This window comes from Bradyrhizobium sp. AZCC 1678 (assembly GCF_036924765.1).
In the GTDB taxonomy this organism is placed as follows: Bacteria; Pseudomonadota; Alphaproteobacteria; order Rhizobiales; family Xanthobacteraceae; genus Bradyrhizobium; species Bradyrhizobium algeriense.
Window position 1 is genome coordinate 166,352 of record NZ_JAZHSE010000001.1, and the last position, 17,406, is coordinate 183,757.

Consider the following 17,406-nt stretch of genomic DNA (forward strand, 5'->3'; position numbering starts at 1 on the left):
GCCATGACGGCGTCCGGGCTTCTCGGCATCCTGATCGGGCTAGGTCTTTTGATCGCGTTCGCGTTCCGGGGCTGGAGCGTGTTGCTGCTTGCGCCGCTCACCGCCGTGATCGCAGCGCTGTTCTCCCGCGAGCCGCTGCTCGCCCACTGGACCCAGACCTTCATGCCCAGCGCGGCGGGCTTTCTGGCGCAGTTCTTTCCGCTGTTTCTGCTTGGCGCGCTGTTCGGCAAGCTGATGGAGGACAGCGGCTCGGTCGCCGCGATCGCGAACTTCATGACCGAGCGGCTCGGCCCGCAGCGGGCCGTGCTGGCGGTCGTGCTCGCCGGGGCGCTCGTCACCTATGGCGGCGTCAGCCTGTTCGTCGCCTTCTTCGTGCTGGCGCCGATGGCGCAGGAGCTGTTTCGTGCGGCCGGAATCCCGCGGCGTCTGATGCCGGCGGCCATCGTGCTCGGCACCTCGACCTTCACCATGTCGGCACTGCCCGGCACGCCGTCGATCCAGAACGCGATTCCGATGCCGTTCTTCGGCACCACGCCCTTTGCCGCGCCCGGCCTCGGCATCCTGGCATCGCTGATCATGCTCGGCTTCGGCCTGTGGTGGCTCCATCGCCAGGAGGCGATCGCAAAGCGGAATGGCGAAGGCTTCGGCGAGGGCGCGCCGATGCCGTCCGACCGTCTCGCCACCGACGAAAAATTACGTGAACGCGCCACCACCGCGCGCGAGTTCGATCCGGCGGAGATCGTGCACGGTGAGGTGACCGACCTGCTGCCTCCGGCCATGCTCGCCGCGCTACCCCTTATCATGGTGATGGTCGTCAATCTCGCGATGTCGCTGCTCATCCTGCCGGCACTCGACACCCGTTTTCTCGCCGAAGTTCGCTGGGGTGGGACGTCGCTTGCCGCTGTCGGTGGCGTGTGGGCGGTGATCACGGCGCTTGCCTGCGCGATTCTGACCGTGCTCGCGGTGAGCCATCGGCGGCTGCCGGCGCTGCGCGCGACCATGGACGCCGGCGCCAACGCCTCGGTATTGCCGGCGATGAGCGTGGCGAGCCTGGTCGGCTTTGGCGCCGTGGTGGCGGCGATGCCTGCCTTCACGGTGGTGCGCGACGCCGTGCTCGGCATCGGCGGTGGACCGCTGGTATCGCTGGCAGTCGCCACCAACGTGCTCGCAGCCTTGACCGGCTCGGCGTCGGGCGGGCTGACCATCGCGCTCGACGCGCTCGGAGCGACCTACGTGACGCGCGCAGCGGAGATCGGACTCGATCCCGCGCTGCTGCATCGCGTGGCGGTGATCGGTTCGGGTACGCTCGACAGCCTGCCTCATAACGGCGCGGTCGTCACGCTGCTCGCCGTCTGCGGATCGACGCACCGGGACAGCTATCGCGACATCGTCATGGTCGGTATCGTCGGCGCGCTCATCGCCCTCACTGCCGTCATCGCGCTCGGCTCGGTTGCAGGATCGTTCTGAGCATAGGCACGGCTGTTGTCTCGACTGACTGATGATTGCCGCACGCGAATACCTGATGCCGCAGCGATCATTATTCAGTCCGACCGGACAGAACGGTGATGCCAGCGTCATTCACGGGAACGCGGAGTCATGTGCCAAGCCATGCCGTGAGCCGTGATCTTTCCCTGACCAGGCCATCCTGATTGAAGTGGTGAACACAAAAGTGCGCCCATGAATCTTCGAACGCCATTTCCATGTCACCTGTGACCGACGTGGTACCTATCCCGATTTCTGCGTAGGTAAACTCGAAACTGCCACTAGGACGCGCCAGCGCAATGTGGAACGGTTGACCGGTAAACTCGTTGATCGTCGGCCTGCCGGTGCTCCGCATGACGCCGGGTATCTCTACCCTTGCGGTTCTCTGTTCCAAGTCCGCATCAAGATCAATCGGCAGGAACAACGTCTCGCAGAATTCCGAGCATGTGGACGCGAATACAGCAAAAAGATTGCTCAGTGGTTCGCATGCCTCGCCTGAGATGATCGTTTCAAGCGCGATCCGTTGAGCTTCATCTGCACGCTCGTCGATAACGATCTGGCGCCGGCCGTTTCCGTCCTTGATTTCGCCAGGCCACTTGTACAGCGCCGCCCAGTTCAGGCCTGAGAGCGGGGTATCGTTGAATTGGCCTTCAACGATGGTGCCGACGAAGGCCGACTGACAGTAGCCGTGGGTACTCGGCAGGTTGAACTGGCAACCACAATTCATAGCGCAATTGCAGTTATCATAGGACTCGCTCTTGAATAGCCATTGATCAGCCATCTCACTGCGCCTCCCGAAAGCGATGACGCTCAACTCGACTCTGCGCGAGCTTCAAGTCGGAACGAAGCGATAGGCGCCATCCTTGCGCTCGACGAAGCCGGTGCCAGGGAACGGCAGGTGAGCGCCGATCAGCCGACGCTTGTCAATGACGATGCGATCAAGCAGGCGGAGGCGGGTCGAGATGCCCCGATCAGGCTCATGGTCGACTGGCACCCGCCACGACGGATGCTGGAATGAGATCACAGCGTGCGTAAGCGCGTCCGCAACGACGACGAGACCATCCCCGCCGGCGATTTCGACCGAGATGTGGCCCTGCGTATGCCCTGGCGTATCGATGACCTGCACGCCACTGACAATCTCATCGCCATCCCGTACCGTCCTCATCTTGTCCTTGACGTGCGAGAAATGGTTCTTGGCACCATTGATGATGCGATCGTTGGTTGCCAAGACTGCCGGCAACCTTCGCATCACATCAGGGTCGGCCCAAAGGTTCCATTCGACGGTCGAAACGAAATAGCTCGCATTCGGATAGATCGGCTTGTCATTCGCGTCGAGGATGCCCCAGAGGTGGTCGGGATGGCCGTGGGTCAGGACGATCTTGGTCACGGCCGCCGGTGGAATGCCGGCAGCTTCGAGGTTCTCCGCAAGCTTTCCCGCCGTGGGCTGGTGGCGCGGGCCGGTGCCCGCGTCGACCAGAACCACATCGGACTGGCTACGGATCACCGCGACAGTGTTCATGAGCTGGAGCTGTTCGCCGGTTTGTCCGGGTGCGTTCAGGGCGGCTTCGCGCTCGGCAGGCGGAGAGTCCGGCGTCACGAGGAAGCTCGCTGGAAGGACGAAATGGCCGTCGCTCACGACCAGAGTCTCGAGGCTGCCTGATTTGTGGACCGGTACCGTAGGGACGGCTGCCCTAGTCGGTCGCAGCGAAGACACGCACGCAGATGCGGCCAGAGCCGCTGCAGCCGATTCAGCCAGAAATTGGCGACGAGCTATTCTGTAAACATGCCCTGCAATCACGACGCCTCCCTCCTTGATGGGCCACCCCTATTGATAGGCACCGCCCCGTTGGGCGCGAAGCTTAACTGGCGCATTGGGTGCTAGATATCCGAGTGCCGCGAGGTTCTATCCGGAAAGCGCGTAAATCCCCTCCGGGAACCAACGGTCATTATCCAGAAACTGCAAGAATGATCGGAACATTCCCCGCCCCCCGGTGCCCATGCCTCGGTATGCATGGTATGCTCGATCAACACGGAGGCGAGCATGCAGCTTGGCACAGCGCCGCTTCTGGAGCAGCTGCCCATTTTCCACAGCCGCAATGTGGAAGAAACCGGTGCATTTCTGCGCGCGAAAGGCTACCGCTTCGACATCGCGAGGCGGCAGGCCCGCCGGCTCGATGCGCGCCTTAACGGCGTTTACATGCCGGACCTCTACATGGGCTACGTGCAATACGGCGGCGCATCGGTTGTCCTGTCACCGAGCCCCGCCCGCACGGACACCTGGATCCATCTGCCGCTTCGCGGACAGCTTGAAGCCACTATTGGCCGTGACAACATCGTCTGCAACCCGAACCTTGCCACGATCATCTCGCCGATGCGCGAGAGCTGTCGGCTGGTATCGGAGGCCGATAGCAGCCGCATCCAACTGTCTTTGACCAAATCCAGCCTTACAGGTCAGCTTGCCGCCCTACTCGGCGAGCCACCAACCGCTCCCCTCGACTTTGCGCCCACCATCGACCTCGCCGCGGGGTACGGCCGCAGCCTGGCACGCCACGTGCTGATGGCCGTCGCGGACCTGGAACAGGCGGGATCGGTGCTCTGGAGCCCGACGACGATGAGCCAATTCGAGCAGTTCATTATTACCGCACTGCTGCTGTCGCACCCGCACAATTACAGCAACGCGCTGCGACGCCTCGATAGGCCGATTGCGCCGCGTGACGTGAGGCGCGCGGTCGACTACATCGAAGCCCACCTCGATCAGACAGTCACAGTGGCCGACCTCGTTACGGCGACCGGGGTTGCGGGCCGAACACTCTTTATGCACTTCAGGGAATTCAAGGGCGTCTCGCCGATGCGCTACCTACGGAACGCCCGCTTGAGGCAAGCTCGCCAAGCCTTACTGCAGGCCGATCCGGAAGCGAATGTCACCGAGATTGCCATGAGCACGGGGTTCACCCACATGGGCCGGTTCTCGGTCACGTACCGCGCGTATTTTGGGGAAAGTCCTTCGGAGACGCTGAGAGGTCAAGCGCAGCAGCTTCGGAAGCAACCGTAGTTTGGGAAGCTCCAGGCCAGCAATCGCATTTGCTGTGTTCAGTCGATCCACCAAAGCAGCCGACCAGCTTCGTGCTGAGGTCTCCTCGGCACAAAGCAGACAAAGCTGATGTCCGCTCTTGAGGGGTAAAGCAGACCTAGTCTCCCTATCAGCGCCGGGTCAAAATCATTGTCTGCAGGACCGGTCACGCAAGTTTGAGAAGACTGAAGTTCATCTGACGATGTCCGCGGTCCATCGTAGATTGAGGACGGCGCGCGACTGCATATTTAGTCCAGTGCCTTAATCTGCAATTTTGCATTGCAAAGCTGGTAGCGGCGTTCCGTTACTTTGCGCCTTTGGCGCGGGAGTTTCCCCGCCGCGATGATGGAGCATCGGATGCGGACGACACGCCGAACGTTCGTGCGGGCCTCCTTGGCAACGGCCACCGCCGCGCTCTTGCCGATCTCTCTGCATGCCCAGCAGAGCCCGCCCGCCCGCCGTACCATCCCCTCGACCCGCGAGGAGATACCGATCGTCGGATTAGGGACCTGGATCACCTTCAACGTCGGCGGCGATCCGGTACTGAGGGACGAATGCGCTGGTGTGATGGCCGCCTTCTTCGAGGCGGGCGGCCGCATGATCGACTCCTCCCCCATGTATGGCTCGTCGCAACCGGTGATCGGTTACGGCCTTCAAAAGCTCGGGCGGCCCGCCGCGCTATTCTCAGCCGAAAAGGTCTGGACGTCCTCGGCAGCGGGAGGTCCGCCCCAGATCGAGCAATCGCGGCGCTTCTGGGGGGTGCCGAAGTTCGATCTGGTTCAGGTTCACAATCTCCTCGCCTGGAAGGCGCATCTGCAGATGCTGTTCCAGATGAAGGCGGCGGGCGCGGTGCGTTACGTTGGAATCACCACGTCCGAAGGCCGCCGTCATGATCTCCTCGAACAGATCATGCGGAACGAGCCGATCGATTTCGTGCAGTTCTCCTACAACGTCGTCGACCGCGAGGCGGAGGCGCGGCTGCTGCCGCTGGCGTCGGAGCGCGGCATTGCCGTGATCGTCAACCGGCCGTTCCGGCAAGGCGCGCTGATCGACCGCCTCAAGCGAGAGCCGCTGCCCGAATGGGCGCGCGAGCTGGGGGTGTCGAGCTGGGCGCAGATCATCTTAAAATTCATCCTCTCTCACCCGGCCGTCACCGTCGCGATTCCGGCGACCACCCGCGCTGGCCACGTGCGTGAAAACCTTTCGGCCGCCGCCGGCCCGATGCCTGATCTCGCCATGCGGGAGCGCATCTCGGCCCACGTGAAGGCTCTGTGATGTCGGAGTGGTGGAGCTACCGGGCAGAGGATTTCCTGCTGTTTTCGCCGCGCGTCTACTGGCGCATGTTCGAATTGCACAATGCGGCGCTCTGGCCTCTACACGTGCTGACGCTCGCCGCCGGCCTCATCATCATCCTGCTCATCGCGTGGCGGCCGGAAACGTGGGCACGCTGGATCGCACTCATCCTCGCGATCCTTTGGATGTTCGTCGGGTGGTCCTTCCTGTGGAATCGCTACGCGACCATTAACTGGGCTGCCGCCTATGTCGCGCCGGCTTTCGCCGTTGAGGGCATGTTGCTGCTCGTCATCGGATCGTTGCGCGATGGTCTCGCCTTCGACCGGCGCGGGCCCGCCGGTTGGATTGGATATCTCATCCTCGCCTTCGCACTCACCGGACAGCCGTTGCTTGCGCCGCTGCAGGGACGTGGCTGGGCTTCGTCCGAGGTCTTTGGCATCGCACCGGATCCGACCGCGATGGCGACGCTCGGCGTTCTGCTCCTCGCCCGCGGCAGGCTTTTGCCAGTGCTGCTGCCAATTCCCGCTCTCTGGTGCCTCCTGAGCGGCCTAACCCTCAGCACGATGGGAGAGCCGCAAGCCTGGGCCCCCTATGCCGCCCTGGCGCTTGCCGCTGTAGCCTGGACCTGGATGATCATCCGCCGGCGCAGATGGCCGATATCATGAAGGAGAACCGAACGTGAGCGCCGAAGTCGCGATCCGACCGTTCATAGAGGAAGACGCGCCTCAAGTGCGCGAGCTATTCATTGTGGTCAACCGCCTGCTATCGCCACCGCATATGCGCGATGCCTTTGAAGCTTACATCGCTCGTTCATTGACCGAGGAAATGGATCGCGTCAGCGCGTACTATGATGAGCGAGGCGGTGGCTTTTGGGTCGCGCTCGGGGAAGCGAAGGTCGTCGGCATGTTCGGCCTTGAACCCACAGCGCCTGACGCCATGGAGCTGCGTCGCATGTATGTCGACCCGTCCGCCCGACGTAACGGGATCGCGCGGTCGATGCTGCGATTTGCAGAGGCTGAGTGCCGTCGGCTTGACATGCAAAGGCTTGAATTGAGCACGTCTGAATTACAGCCGGCCGCGCTCGAACTGTATCGGCACGCGGGATATCGGTTGCTGAACGAGGCCGTTGCCGAGCAAGCGAGCAACAAGACGCTGGGAGGCGGCATTCGTCGATATTACTTCGAAAAGTTCCTATAGGATAAAATGGACTTACGGCGCGTGATACGGCCCCGGCTCCCGCAACATTCGCCTCTAGTGGGCCGGCTCGAAAAGCTCGATCGGATTGCCGTCCGGGTCCTCCAACAGGATTTGTTTGCCGCCCGGTCCGCTCTCCATCTTATTGCGAAAATGAAGTCCCGCCGTTTTCAAATTCTCGATCCGCGAGGGGAGATCGGCGACTTCAAGAACGACCCGATTCCACCCGCCCGGCTCCTGGCGATGTCCGCTCGGCATCGGACGCGAACCCGACGCGCCCGGGCCGCTGAGGATGAGCTTGAGGTTGCCGATCGAGACCTGAGCGAAGGCGGGCAAATTCTTGCGATCAAGTTTGAAGCCGAGCTGTCTTGTATAAAAGTCAGCCGAGCGATCCACGTCTTTGACCTGATATCGGACGCCCCAAAGGCTTCGGACAAAGCTTCTTGTGGAACCGGAAGTCGTCTCCAACGATTGGTTTATGGCTTGATTCATGGAACCCCTCTCTGGCGATTGGAAGGCCCCGGCTACTAACGGGTGAGGACGCTGATAGTTCGCCATCTGCCATAGACGGATGCCGGCGCCGGTGGGCGCAAAGCTGTTCAGTCGTTCCAAATACGGAAGCCGCCTTCTCCCGGCGTTCCTGCCGGCCGCCGATTTTTGCTGGGCTTGCTCGGCTTCAGCAGGTCAATACCTATCGTACGGAAGCTGCCATGAACTCATCGGAAATGTTGTCACGCCAAGGGCGTTATCTGCTTCAACTCGGCGTTATCCTGTTTCTCTTCACGTCGTTTGAGGGCTTCGTCATCCCTGCGCTTGCGGCCCCCAATCTCGGTCGCTCCGTCCACACGCTATCCGCTTTTACCGGAGTCTTGTTCGTGACAATGGGACTGACGTGGCCGACGCTTAAACTTGGCACGACCGCATCAAGGATCGCGTTCTGGTTCCTTGTCTATTCGGCCCTGGCGACGATCGCGGGATTTGTTGTGGCGGCGCTTTGGGGAGCCGGCGGCTCGATCATGCCGATCGCAGCCCAGGGTGTGCGTGGCAGCGACCTCCAGGAAGCGGCAATCCAGGCCTTGATGTATCCGGCCGCTCCAACCGGCATCGTTGCGTTCGGGCTGATACTTTGGGGCCTTCGCGCCAGATCCAATTGAGCTTGCAGTGCCATCGCGGCCCGCGTTAGTGGCCAGTTGACACTGTCTGCGACAGCGCGTCGTTCAGATGACCTGGGAAATGCTGTAGGCGATGCCGCCCTCGACCAGGTATCCCGACCCGACGCAGACGATGTCGTTCATCCAGGCGTATTGCTCCGCGCCGGTTTCGAACAGCGGGTTGGTTCGGAAGTAGTAGCGCGACGGGTCGACCTGATAACGCGTGGCAGGATTGGCCATCTCGGCACGCAATTCGGGTGGCGTGATCCAGCGGCCGCCATAAGTCATGTGCACCAGCGCACCGTCATGGGTGCGCAACGTCAGGCGGACATCGAGCGACATCGCGCCATCGGCGCGAAACAGCGCCCAGTCACCGCCGCCGGGCACGACCTCGCCGCGCAGCCGTGGGCCTTCGAAGCGCCCGCCGGCCGCGCCGAACAGGATGCGGCGGCCAAGCGGGCCGTCACCGATGTTCAGTTTTGGATTGAGATCGACGACGATGTCGAACAGTGGCGCCGTGCTGATTGCGGCGACGGGTTTGATGCGTGGATCTGCTGACATGCTTGAAGCCCTGGTTTGCTGGGAGGGTGTCATTCCGCGGCCTGCTGCCGGGCGGCAATATCTCCAAAAATCTTGTGCCGGACCGCATCGCTTGAGACGCCGGATTGAGCGCACAACTCCGACAGGTCGAAGAAGAAGCGTTCACGGACGATCCGGTCGTCCCTGAAGGCGAACTGGATGAACACGGGGAGTTCGGCACGCCGGCCGTTCGGCACCACGCCGAACCGATCGCCGGTCATGGTCATCTGCACGCGCCCCCAGCAGACCAGCGTATCGTCGTTGGCGGCGTGGCCTTCGAGCACGACATTGTAATCCGGGAACGCGGCGAAGAACCGGGTCAGCACCTTCGCGTTTTCGGCCAGGCCGCGGGCGCTGGTGCCGAAGGCCGGGGTTTCCAGCAGCATGTCGTCATGAAGGACGGCAAGCGCCGCCGGTACATCCCGCCGGCTCTTCGCGACCGCGAGCGCCTTGGCCAGTTCGAACATCCGATCGCTGTTCATGTGATCCCTCCTCCCAAAGTCCCCTTCCGCCGGACGCGGAACGGCCGCCTCGAAAATACATACCAATTGTTTTTAACATACCGTATGTATGTTATATGTTGATAGGCTCTCAAGCGTCAAGTGGTATGCCGGGGCATGCAGGAAGCCGGACGCGAACGAACCCGCCGCGAGGAATACACCGAGGCCACGAGGCAGGCGCTGCTGGCGGCCGGCCGGGACGCTTTTGCGAGCGAGGGCTATCAGACGGCCGGAATCGAGGCGATCTCGCGCGCCGCGCGGGTGACGCGGGGCGCCTTCTATCACCACTTCGAGGACAAGAAGGCGCTATTCGACGCCGTGGTCGTCACGTTGCAGATCGAAGCCGCAGCAAAAATCGAAGCGCGAGCGAAAGCGCAGCGCAAGGTATGGGACCGCCTGACCGAGGGCATCGATGCCTATCTCGACGTCTGCCTCGAACCGGCCTACGCGCGAATCGTGATCCAGGAAGCCCCGGCGGTGCTCGGCAATGCGCGCTACCGGGAGATCGAGGAAGCCCACCCGATGGCCTTGCTCACCGCGACGCTGGCGGCGCTGAAGCGCCAGGGCGAGCTCGATTTCGAGGACATCGAGTTACTGAGCCGGATGGTCGATGCGATGATCTGCGAGGTAGCGCTGCTGCTGCCGGGCGCGGAGAATCCGAAGAAGCTCCGGGCACGCGGACAAAAGATCATCGGCAGTCTGCTCGGCTCGTTTCGTACGGCTTGAGCGCTCGCCTCATTACGGCTCGATCCACCGCCGCACGGCTTCCGCCGTATCCGCCGGCGTGGTGTTGAAGCAAATGCGGGTTTGCGGCGCGCCGAGGTGAACCAGATTGATGATCCGTTCGAACAGAAGCAGCCGCTCCCGCGGCTCGCGCAGCCCGGCGCCGATCACCACGCAGTCATAATGCTTTGCGCCCAGCGCCGCCGCGGCCACCGCTTCGGCCGTGTCGCCGAGGTCGATCAAGCAGCTATCGGCGTCATAGCCCATCGCGCGAAGCTGCTCGATTTGCGCCTTGATGTAGCTCGTCACCAATTCGGCCGTGAGCCCGGGGAAGGCGCTGAAGTCTACCAGGGAAGGCTCGATGCCGATCGCGAGCACGGTCTTTTTCGTCATGCGACTGCTCCGGGCAAAGTAATTTGCGCTTGAGGAAACGCGCCCGTCCTCAAACAGGTTCCGGCCAGCCGGTCGACATCATTATTCGACTGATGTCGAAGCATTCATGTCGCGAAATCGGGCATTGTGATCTGCGTCGCCGGCTCGGAATCGAACCGGCGCCGGAGGTTTCACAGGAGAACACCATGGCTGCTACAGACAACGCGAACCAGAACCTGGTCGTCACCGCATTCTGGGAAGTCAATTCGGGCGAGGAAGGCACCGTCGCGGAGCTTCTGAAGGATTTTCTGCCGCAGGCGCAGCGCGAGCCGGGCGTCAAGGCGTTCCAGATTCACCAGAACGTCGCCAAGCCCAGGGAATTCTTCTTCTATGAAGTGTTCGCGGGTGAAGCGGCCTTCGCCGAGCATCAGCAGACCGACCACTTCAAGAACATCATCCTCGGCCAGGCGATTCCGAAACTCGCCAAGCGCGAACGGTCACAGTTCCGCTTCATCTGAATTCAGGCCGGATCCGGCGCGCTGCCGATTGCCTCCGCAGCGCGCCGCTTCAACAATTGCTGTTCGCGCTTGTTGCCTGCAAGCGCGGCTGCCGGGAGTTTTCGTCTCTCACGACAGCCGAAAACGGCGTACCGGACTCAATATGCAATGGTCGTTCGCACGCCGAATATCGCGCCGTTCTTGATCGGCCCCTCCGGCCGATCTGGATCGGAGATGTGGCCGCCTGGATGAGTCACATACTGGAATGTGGGCTGTACGGTCCAGCCGGCTTTGATCTGGGCCTGGTAGCTCAGCTCGATCGTCATCTCATAGTCGCGGACCGGCTGTCCGTTCCCGGAATCCTTTTGGTCAAGCCTACTGCGCCCCACGAAACCACCTTTGATAACTTTGCGAATAAGTCGCATTTGCAAAATGTCTGAAGGTTCGCTAGACGTCGGGCTAGTTGCGAATGAATTGCAATTACAGAATGTCGCAGGCCGTTGCAGGCAGCAGTGGCGTGCGCGCGACATAGGAGAGCAAAGGAATGTCTGATCAGGGCAGGCGCGCCGTTCTTGCGGCGGTTGCGGGAGCCGCGGTGCTTGGGCTGATGACGGGAGCCGCGTTCGCCCAGACAAAATTCAGGGCCGTCACGACTTTCACGGTTATCGCCGACATGGCCCGAAATGTTGCCGGCGACGCGGCAATCGTCGAGTCAATTACCAAGCCCGACGCTGAAATTCATAACTATCAGCCGACGCCCGGTGACATCCTGAAGGCGCAGGAAGCGAATCTCGTGCTCTGGAACGGGCTCAATCTCGAGCTTTGGTTCGAAAGGTTCTTCCAGCGCCTCAAGAATGTTCCGGGCGCTGTCGTCTCCCAGGGCGTCAAGCCGATGGGAATCGTGGAGGGCCCCTACAAGGGCAAGCCCAACCCGCATGCCTGGATGTCGCCGAATGCGGCGCTCATCTACGTCGATAATATCCGTGACGCTTTCGCAAAGTACGATCCGAACAACGCCGCGACCTACAAGGCAAATGCCGAGGCGTACAAGCAGAAGATATCAGCGGCGATTGCTCCGATCCAGACAAGGCTTTCGGCTATTCCGCCTGAGCGCCGATGGCTGGTGTCGAGCGAGGGCGCCTTCAGCTACCTCGCCCGGGACTTCGGCCTGAAGGAGCTTTATCTCTGGCCGATCAATGCCGATCAGCAGGGCACACCGCAGCAGGTCCGCAAGGTGATCGATGCGGTGCGGGCCAACAATATCTCGGTCGTGTTTTCCGAAAGCACTATTTCGCCGGACCCGGCCAAGCAGGTTGCCCGCGAGACCGGGGCCAAATATGGTGGTGTTCTCTATGTGGACTCGCTCAGCGCCGCCGACGGCAAGGTTCCGACCTATATCGACCTCCTGCGCGTGACGTCCGAGACGATCGCAAACGGCCTCGCACAGTGAGCGCGATGATCGATCCGTTCCTCAATCCTGCGTCCTCGGATACGGGATCCGGCCTCTCCGTCAGAAGCGCGACCGTCACCTACCGCAACGGTCACACGGCCTTGCGCGACGCGACTTTCAAAATCCCGGCAGGCACGATCACCGCGCTCGTCGGGGTGAACGGCAGCGGCAAATCCACCCTGTTCAAGGCGATCATGGGGTTCGTCGGCCTCGCCGGGGGCGAGATCTCGATTCTCGGCCAACCGGTCAATGCCGCGTTGAAAAAGAACGTTGTCGCCTATGTGCCGCAGAGCGAGGACATCGACTGGAACTTCCCCGTTCTCGTCGAGGACGTGGTGATGATGGGCCGCTATGGCCACATGAACATGATGCGCCTTGCCAGGGCTGCAGATCATGAAGCGGTCGCAGCAGCGCTTGCCCGCGTCGGCATGAGCGATTTCCGCAAGCGCCAGATCGGCGAACTCTCCGGCGGCCAGAAGAAGCGTGTATTCCTTGCCCGCGCGCTTGCCCAGGACGGGCGAGTGATCCTGCTCGACGAACCCTTCACGGGCGTTGACGTCAATACCGAAGACGCCATCGTCAAGCTGCTGCGTTCGCTTCGCGATGAAGGACGGGTGATGCTGGTCTCCACGCACAATCTCGGCAGCGTTCCGGAATTCTGCGATCGCACCGTGCTTCTCAACCGCACCGTGCTCGCCTATGGACCGACGGTCGAGATTTTCACCCAGGCGAACCTGGAAAAGACCTTTGGCGGCGTCCTGCGGCATTTCGTGCTGGACGAAACGGAGGGCGGCAAGCCGCGTGCGCTCGATGTGATCACCGACGACGAGCGGGCGGTGGTCTTCCGGGACGGCCAGGCGACCAGGCGCAAATCGTCATCGGGCGATGAGGATCGTAGCTAGTGTCCTCGTTGCTCGAACCCTTCACTTACGGGTACATGCTCAATGCCATGTGGGTCTCCGCGCTCGTCGGCGGGGTCTGTGCATTTCTCTCCGCCTATCTGATGTTGAAAGGCTGGTCGCTGATCGGCGACGCGCTTTCTCACGCCATCGTGCCCGGTGTCGCCGGCGCCTACATGCTTGGCCTGCCGTTTTCCATCGGCGCTTTCTTCTCGGGCGGCCTCGCGGCAGCGGCCATGCTTTTCCTCAACCAGCGCACCAAGCTGAAAGAGGACGCCATCATCGGCCTGATCTTTTCTTCCTTTTTCGGCCTCGGACTTTTCATGGTGTCGCTTTCGCCGACTTCGGTGAACATCCAGACCATCGTGCTCGGCAACATCCTGGCGATCACCCCGGAAGACACCCTGCAGCTCGCCATTATCGGTTTCGTCTCGTTCGCCGTGCTCATCGTGAAATGGAAGGATCTGATGGTTACCTTCTTCGACGAGACCCACGCCCGCTCGATCGGACTCAATCCGACTGTTCTCAAGCTCATGTTCTTCACGCTGTTATCAGCCTCGACGGTGGCGGCGCTGCAGACGGTCGGAGCCTTCCTCGTCATCTGCATGGTGGTAACGCCCGGCGCGACCGCCTATCTCCTGACCGACCGCTTCCCTCGCCTGCTCCTGATCAGTGTTGCGATCGGATCCACGACGAGCTTCGTCGGCGCCTATGCAAGCTATTTCCTGGACGGTGCGACCGGCGGAATCATCGTCGTCCTGCAGACGCTGGCCTTCCTCGCGGTCTTCTTCCTCGCCCCCAAGCACGGCATGCTCGCGGCCCGCCGCCGCGCGGCCCAGGCGCTGGATGCAGACTCATGACGCTCCTCGACACGCTCCTTCAGCCCTTCCAACTCGAGTTCATGCGCTATGCGCTGATCATCTCGGTGCTGGTTGCGATCCCGACCGCACTTCTCTCCTGTTTCCTCGTCCTCAAGGGTTGGTCGCTGATGGGCGATGCGATCTCGCATGCCGTTTTTCCCGGCGTTGTGATCGCCTACATCGTCGGATTTCCCTATGCAGTCGGCGCGTTCGCAGCCGGCATGATCTGCGCGCTGGCGACCGGCTTCCTCAAGGAGAACAGCCGCATCAAGCAGGACACGGTGATGGGGGTCGTGTTCTCGGGGATGTTCGGGCTGGGGCTCGTGCTCTACGTCAAGATCCAGAGCGACGTGCATCTCGATCACATTCTGTTCGGCGACATGCTTGGGGTGGATCTCCGCGACATTGTCGAGACCGGAGTTATCGCGACCGTTGCGGCCGGCGTCGTCGTCGTCAAATGGCGCGACCTTCTCCTGCACGCGTTCGACCCGGCGCAAGCGAGAGCGATCGGACTGCCGGTCACGCTCCTGCACTACGGGTTGCTGGCGATCCTTTCCCTGACCATCGTCGGCGCCTTGAAGGCTGTCGGCATTATCCTCGCCATTGCGATGCTGATCGCACCGGGGGCCATCGCCTTCCTGCTGACACGCAAGTTCAGCGTCATGCTGGCGATCGCTGTCATCATCGCGGTGATCGCGTCTTTCCTCGGAGTCTATCTTTCTTTTTTCATCGACAGCGCGCCGGCTCCAACCATCGTGCTGCTGATGACCATCGTCTTCATTGCCGCCTTCGTCTTCGTCACGAGCAGGACTGCAAGCCTGCAAAGGCGTGAAGCCGCTCTAGCCGTAGAGCCCAACGACCCCGGAAGCGGTCAGTCCCGGATGTGAAGCCGCCCCTTAAGCCGACGCCGCGCCCGCCTCGGCGGCGCGCCGCTTCAGCAATTCGCGTTCGCGCTTGTTGGTTGCAAGCGTTGATGCAAGCTCGAACGCTGTGCGGGCTTCCGCAGCGCGGCCGAGCTTGTGGAGCAGATCGCCGCGGACACTCGGCAAGAGATGGTAGTTCTTCAGCGCGGGCTCGCTTGCCAACCCGTCCACGATCGCGAGCGCCGCCGCCGGCCCCTCGGCCATACCGACCGCCACGGCGCGGTTGAGTTCGATGATCGGTGAGCGCATCAGCATCGCGAGTTCGGCATAGAGTTTTGCGATGCGCGGCCAGTCGGTGTCGCCAGGCGTTCCGGCTCTGGCGTGACAAGCGACGATCGCGGCCTGCAGTGCGTAGAATCCGCGCCCACCGAGTTCATCCGCCCTTGCAAGCGCCAACATCCCGCGGCGGATCTGAAGCCGGTCCCACAGCATCCGGTTCTGGTCCATCAGGAGAATTGGGTCGCCAGCTGCATCCGTGCGCGCCGCAATGCGCGAAGCGTTCAGCTCCATCAGCGCGAGCAGGCCGTGGGCTTCGGCTTCCAGCGGCGCGACCAGTGTGAGCACCCGGCCCATGCGCAGCGCATCGTTGCAAAGCTGCGGCCGCAGCCATTCGTCGCCGCGCGCGGCCGTATGGCCTTCGTTGAAGATGAGATAGACGACCTCCAGCACCGAGGCCAGCCGTTCCGAGAGCTCCTCGCCGCGCGGGGTTTCGTAAGCGAGCCCGGATTCCGACAGCGTCCGCTTCGCGCGCACGATGCGCTGGGCTATGGTTGCCTCCGGCTGCAGGAAGGCGCGCGCGATCTCCTCCGTCGTCAGGCCGCAGATCATCCTGAGTGCGAGAGCGGCGCGCGCCTCACGCGACAGCCGCGGATGGCAGGCGGTGAATATCAGCCGCAGCAGTTCGTCGCCGATATCATCATCCAGGCCGGCGTCCGGATCAGGCATCGCCTGCTGCTCCTGCTCCAGGTCGCGTATCAGCATCTCGTGCTTGCGCGCGAGCATGTTGCGGCGGCGCAGGTCGTCGAGCGCGCGGCGTTTGGCGGTTGCCATCAGCCATGCGCCCGGCTTTTCCGGCACGCCGCTGACAGGCCAATGTTCGAGCGCCGCCACCAGGGCTTCCTGCGTGAGGTCTTCGGCCAGCGTCACATCGCGCAACATCCTCGACAGGCCGGTGAGCAGGCGCGGCTGCTCGATGCGCCAGACCGCCAGGATGGTGCGATGGATGTCGGCGGCCGTCATCGCCGCCGATTGCCTCTCGCGAACGTCCGCATCAGGCGTGGGCGCGTATGCCGGCCTCGCAGGCGCCGTCGACGCCGGGTGTCGCCATCACGCGAACCTCGCAGGTGCCCTCCCAGCCCGGCATGTGCTCGAGGTGCAACTGCATGAATTCCCGCGCCGCTGCCACCGCCTCGTTCATGTCGCGGAATTCGAAGATCGCGTAGCCGCCGATCAGCTCCTTGCTTTCCACAAACGGCCCGTCGGTCACGCTGAGCTTGCCATTGGTGATCCTGACCTGCGCGCCGCCCATGGCAATCGGCATCAGGCCGCCCATATCGATCATGCGGCCGGCCTTGATCTCGCGCTCGGCGAGCTTGCCCATCGCTTCCATCAGGGCGGGCGTCGGGGCTTTATCTGGCTGGGGTGAGGTAACGATAGACATGAAGCGCATGGCAAAACTCCCGTTGAGGCGAGTTGCGGCGGTGATCGCCCGCAAAACTGGCTCGCTATGGGAGACGACGAACGGGAGGACGCCGGATCGACAGCGTTTTGGAATTATTTTCGCAAGGCATCTTGCAGGAGGTAGGCCGGCCGGATGGATTGCGATGGGGCATGCCGGCGCTGTAGGCTGCCGGAATCAATGCTCATGGGGACAAGCATGAAATCGTGCACCAATCGATTTGGCGTCCAGAGTTTGCTGTCGATCCTGGCTGCCATCTTCATTTTCGCATCGACGCCCGCCGGCGCCGCTACCATCGTGGCGCTCGGCGCCAGCAACACCTATGGCAAAGGGGTAACCCGCAATCAGGCCTATCCCGCGCAACTCGAGGCGATATTGCGGGCAAAGGGAGCCAACGTCCGTGTCGTCAACGCCGGCATCAACGGCGACACAACGGAAGGCATGTTGCAGCGCCTTGACCGCGTTGTGCCGAACGGGACCAGCGCCGTCATCCTGCAGCCCGGCGGCAACGACCGCCGCAAGGGCTCGCCGGATCGAACATCGGAAATTCAGAGCCGGCTGAGAGCCCGGGGCATCCCGGTGATCATGATCGCCAACAGCACGTTCAGCGGATTGCCGCGTCAGCCCGACGGCCAGCATCTGACGTCGGAAGGCTACCGCATGCTCGCCGAGCATGTGGCGTCGCAGGTCGCGGGAGCAATTGGCCGCTAACACGCGGGTCAGCGTCGCCGGAAG

Annotated in this window: 22 protein-coding genes; 13 read left to right on the top strand and 9 right to left on the bottom strand. The window is 62.4% G+C overall.

The genetic code is table 11. The annotated features are described in order from the left end of the window. The first annotated feature begins 3 nt into the window (after positions 1-3). Positions 4-1,467 (top strand): GntP family permease, encoded by a 1,464-nt coding sequence (locus V1294_RS00855; RefSeq protein ID WP_334494560.1) that lies wholly within the window; start codon positions 4-6, stop codon positions 1,465-1,467. Positions 1,468-1,594: 127 nt separating this feature from the next. On the opposite strand, the gene V1294_RS00860 is transcribed toward V1294_RS00855, so the two are convergent. Together V1294_RS00860 and V1294_RS00865 are read right to left on the bottom strand one after the other, a co-directional pair. Then, entirely contained in the window at positions 1,595-2,263 is a 669-nt protein-coding gene (locus V1294_RS00860) for a DUF1326 domain-containing protein (protein ID WP_334494562.1), read from the bottom strand. 51 nt (positions 2,264-2,314) lie between these two features. After that, positions 2,315-3,280 (bottom strand): MBL fold metallo-hydrolase, encoded by a 966-nt coding sequence (locus tag V1294_RS00865; RefSeq protein WP_334494564.1) that lies wholly within the window; start codon positions 3,278-3,280, stop codon positions 2,315-2,317. A gap of 243 nt (positions 3,281-3,523) precedes the next feature. Here V1294_RS00865 and V1294_RS00870 point away from each other — a divergent pair, with 243 nt between their 5' ends. The 4 genes from V1294_RS00870 (at position 3,524) to V1294_RS00885 (ending at position 7,042) form a co-directional block, all read left to right on the top strand. Next, on the top strand, positions 3,524-4,534 hold the full coding sequence (locus tag V1294_RS00870; RefSeq protein WP_334494566.1) for an AraC family transcriptional regulator: 1,011 nt from the start codon (positions 3,524-3,526) through the stop codon (positions 4,532-4,534). 375 nt (positions 4,535-4,909) lie between these two features. Next, positions 4,910-5,827 carry an aldo/keto reductase gene (locus tag V1294_RS00875; protein WP_334494568.1) on the top strand — a complete coding sequence of 306 codons (918 nt, stop codon included), beginning with the start codon at positions 4,910-4,912 and terminating at the stop codon, positions 5,825-5,827. Continuing rightward, positions 5,827-6,510: a DUF6064 family protein gene (locus V1294_RS00880; protein ID WP_334486630.1), complete on the top strand. Its 684-nt coding sequence runs from the start codon at positions 5,827-5,829 to the stop codon at positions 6,508-6,510. Before V1294_RS00875 ends, V1294_RS00880 begins: the two co-directional genes overlap by 1 nt. Before the next feature lie 13 nt (positions 6,511-6,523). After that, entirely contained in the window at positions 6,524-7,042 is a 519-nt protein-coding gene (locus V1294_RS00885) for a GNAT family N-acetyltransferase (RefSeq protein ID WP_334494570.1), read from the top strand. Between the two features lie 54 nt (positions 7,043-7,096). Here the strand turns inward: V1294_RS00885 and V1294_RS00890 are convergent, their stop codons facing one another. Continuing rightward, the gene (locus V1294_RS00890) at positions 7,097-7,531 is read right to left on the bottom strand and encodes a VOC family protein (RefSeq protein ID WP_334494572.1); all 435 of its coding nucleotides are present in this window, start codon (positions 7,529-7,531) and stop codon (positions 7,097-7,099) included. Between the two features lie 218 nt (positions 7,532-7,749). Here V1294_RS00890 and V1294_RS00895 point away from each other — a divergent pair, with 218 nt between their 5' ends. Continuing rightward, the gene (locus V1294_RS00895) at positions 7,750-8,193 is read left to right on the top strand and encodes a hypothetical protein (protein WP_334486635.1); all 444 of its coding nucleotides are present in this window, start codon (positions 7,750-7,752) and stop codon (positions 8,191-8,193) included. Between the two features lie 63 nt (positions 8,194-8,256). Here V1294_RS00895 and V1294_RS00900 read toward each other — a convergent pair whose 3' ends face one another. After that, positions 8,257-8,751, bottom strand: a complete 495-nt coding sequence (locus V1294_RS00900; RefSeq protein WP_334494574.1) for a DUF3237 domain-containing protein — start codon at positions 8,749-8,751, stop codon at positions 8,257-8,259. 29 nt (positions 8,752-8,780) lie between these two features. Further along, positions 8,781-9,251 carry an ester cyclase gene (locus V1294_RS00905; RefSeq protein ID WP_334494575.1) on the bottom strand — a complete coding sequence of 157 codons (471 nt, stop codon included), beginning with the start codon at positions 9,249-9,251 and terminating at the stop codon, positions 8,781-8,783. A 135-nt stretch (positions 9,252-9,386) separates the two neighbouring features. Between V1294_RS00905 and V1294_RS00910 the strand changes: the two genes are divergently transcribed. After that, positions 9,387-9,995 (top strand): TetR/AcrR family transcriptional regulator, encoded by a 609-nt coding sequence (locus tag V1294_RS00910; RefSeq protein ID WP_334494576.1) that lies wholly within the window; start codon positions 9,387-9,389, stop codon positions 9,993-9,995. 12 nt (positions 9,996-10,007) lie between these two features. Here V1294_RS00910 and V1294_RS00915 read toward each other — a convergent pair whose 3' ends face one another. Then, a complete protein-coding gene (locus tag V1294_RS00915) occupies positions 10,008-10,385 on the bottom strand; it encodes a hypothetical protein (RefSeq protein WP_334494578.1) in 378 nt (125 codons plus the stop codon). 185 nt (positions 10,386-10,570) lie between these two features. Here V1294_RS00915 and V1294_RS00920 point away from each other — a divergent pair, with 185 nt between their 5' ends. Continuing rightward, positions 10,571-10,882 carry a putative quinol monooxygenase gene (locus V1294_RS00920; protein ID WP_108512806.1) on the top strand — a complete coding sequence of 104 codons (312 nt, stop codon included), beginning with the start codon at positions 10,571-10,573 and terminating at the stop codon, positions 10,880-10,882. Positions 10,883-11,019: 137 nt separating this feature from the next. Here the strand turns inward: V1294_RS00920 and V1294_RS00925 are convergent, their stop codons facing one another. Further along, positions 11,020-11,391, bottom strand: a complete 372-nt coding sequence (locus tag V1294_RS00925; protein WP_334494580.1) for a carbohydrate porin — start codon at positions 11,389-11,391, stop codon at positions 11,020-11,022. 14 nt (positions 11,392-11,405) lie between these two features. Here V1294_RS00925 and V1294_RS00930 point away from each other — a divergent pair, with 14 nt between their 5' ends. From V1294_RS00930 to V1294_RS00945, 4 genes are read left to right on the top strand one after another with little or no spacing between them, the layout of a single operon-like run. Further along, entirely contained in the window at positions 11,406-12,311 is a 906-nt protein-coding gene (locus tag V1294_RS00930; RefSeq protein ID WP_334494582.1) for a metal ABC transporter substrate-binding protein, read from the top strand. Positions 12,312-12,316: 5 nt separating this feature from the next. After that, positions 12,317-13,213, top strand: coding sequence for a manganese/iron ABC transporter ATP-binding protein (locus tag V1294_RS00935; RefSeq protein WP_334494583.1), 897 nt, complete (start codon positions 12,317-12,319; stop codon positions 13,211-13,213). Positions 13,214-13,248: 35 nt separating this feature from the next. Beyond that, entirely contained in the window at positions 13,249-14,070 is an 822-nt protein-coding gene (locus V1294_RS00940) for a metal ABC transporter permease (protein ID WP_334504440.1), read from the top strand. Continuing rightward, positions 14,067-14,957 carry a metal ABC transporter permease gene (locus tag V1294_RS00945; protein ID WP_334494585.1) on the top strand — a complete coding sequence of 297 codons (891 nt, stop codon included), beginning with the start codon at positions 14,067-14,069 and terminating at the stop codon, positions 14,955-14,957. The genes V1294_RS00940 and V1294_RS00945 overlap by 4 nt, the downstream gene beginning before the upstream one ends. Positions 14,958-14,966: 9 nt before the next feature. Here the strand turns inward: V1294_RS00945 and V1294_RS00950 are convergent, their stop codons facing one another. Next, positions 14,967-16,232 carry an RNA polymerase sigma factor gene (locus V1294_RS00950; protein ID WP_334494587.1) on the bottom strand — a complete coding sequence of 422 codons (1,266 nt, stop codon included), beginning with the start codon at positions 16,230-16,232 and terminating at the stop codon, positions 14,967-14,969. Positions 16,233-16,263: 31 nt separating this feature from the next. Further along, positions 16,264-16,662 carry a YciI family protein gene (locus tag V1294_RS00955; RefSeq protein WP_334494589.1) on the bottom strand — a complete coding sequence of 133 codons (399 nt, stop codon included), beginning with the start codon at positions 16,660-16,662 and terminating at the stop codon, positions 16,264-16,266. Between the two features lie 207 nt (positions 16,663-16,869). Between V1294_RS00955 and V1294_RS00960 the strand changes: the two genes are divergently transcribed. After that, a complete protein-coding gene (locus tag V1294_RS00960) occupies positions 16,870-17,382 on the top strand; it encodes a GDSL-type esterase/lipase family protein (protein WP_334494591.1) in 513 nt (170 codons plus the stop codon). The last annotated feature ends 24 nt before the right edge of the window (positions 17,383-17,406 follow it).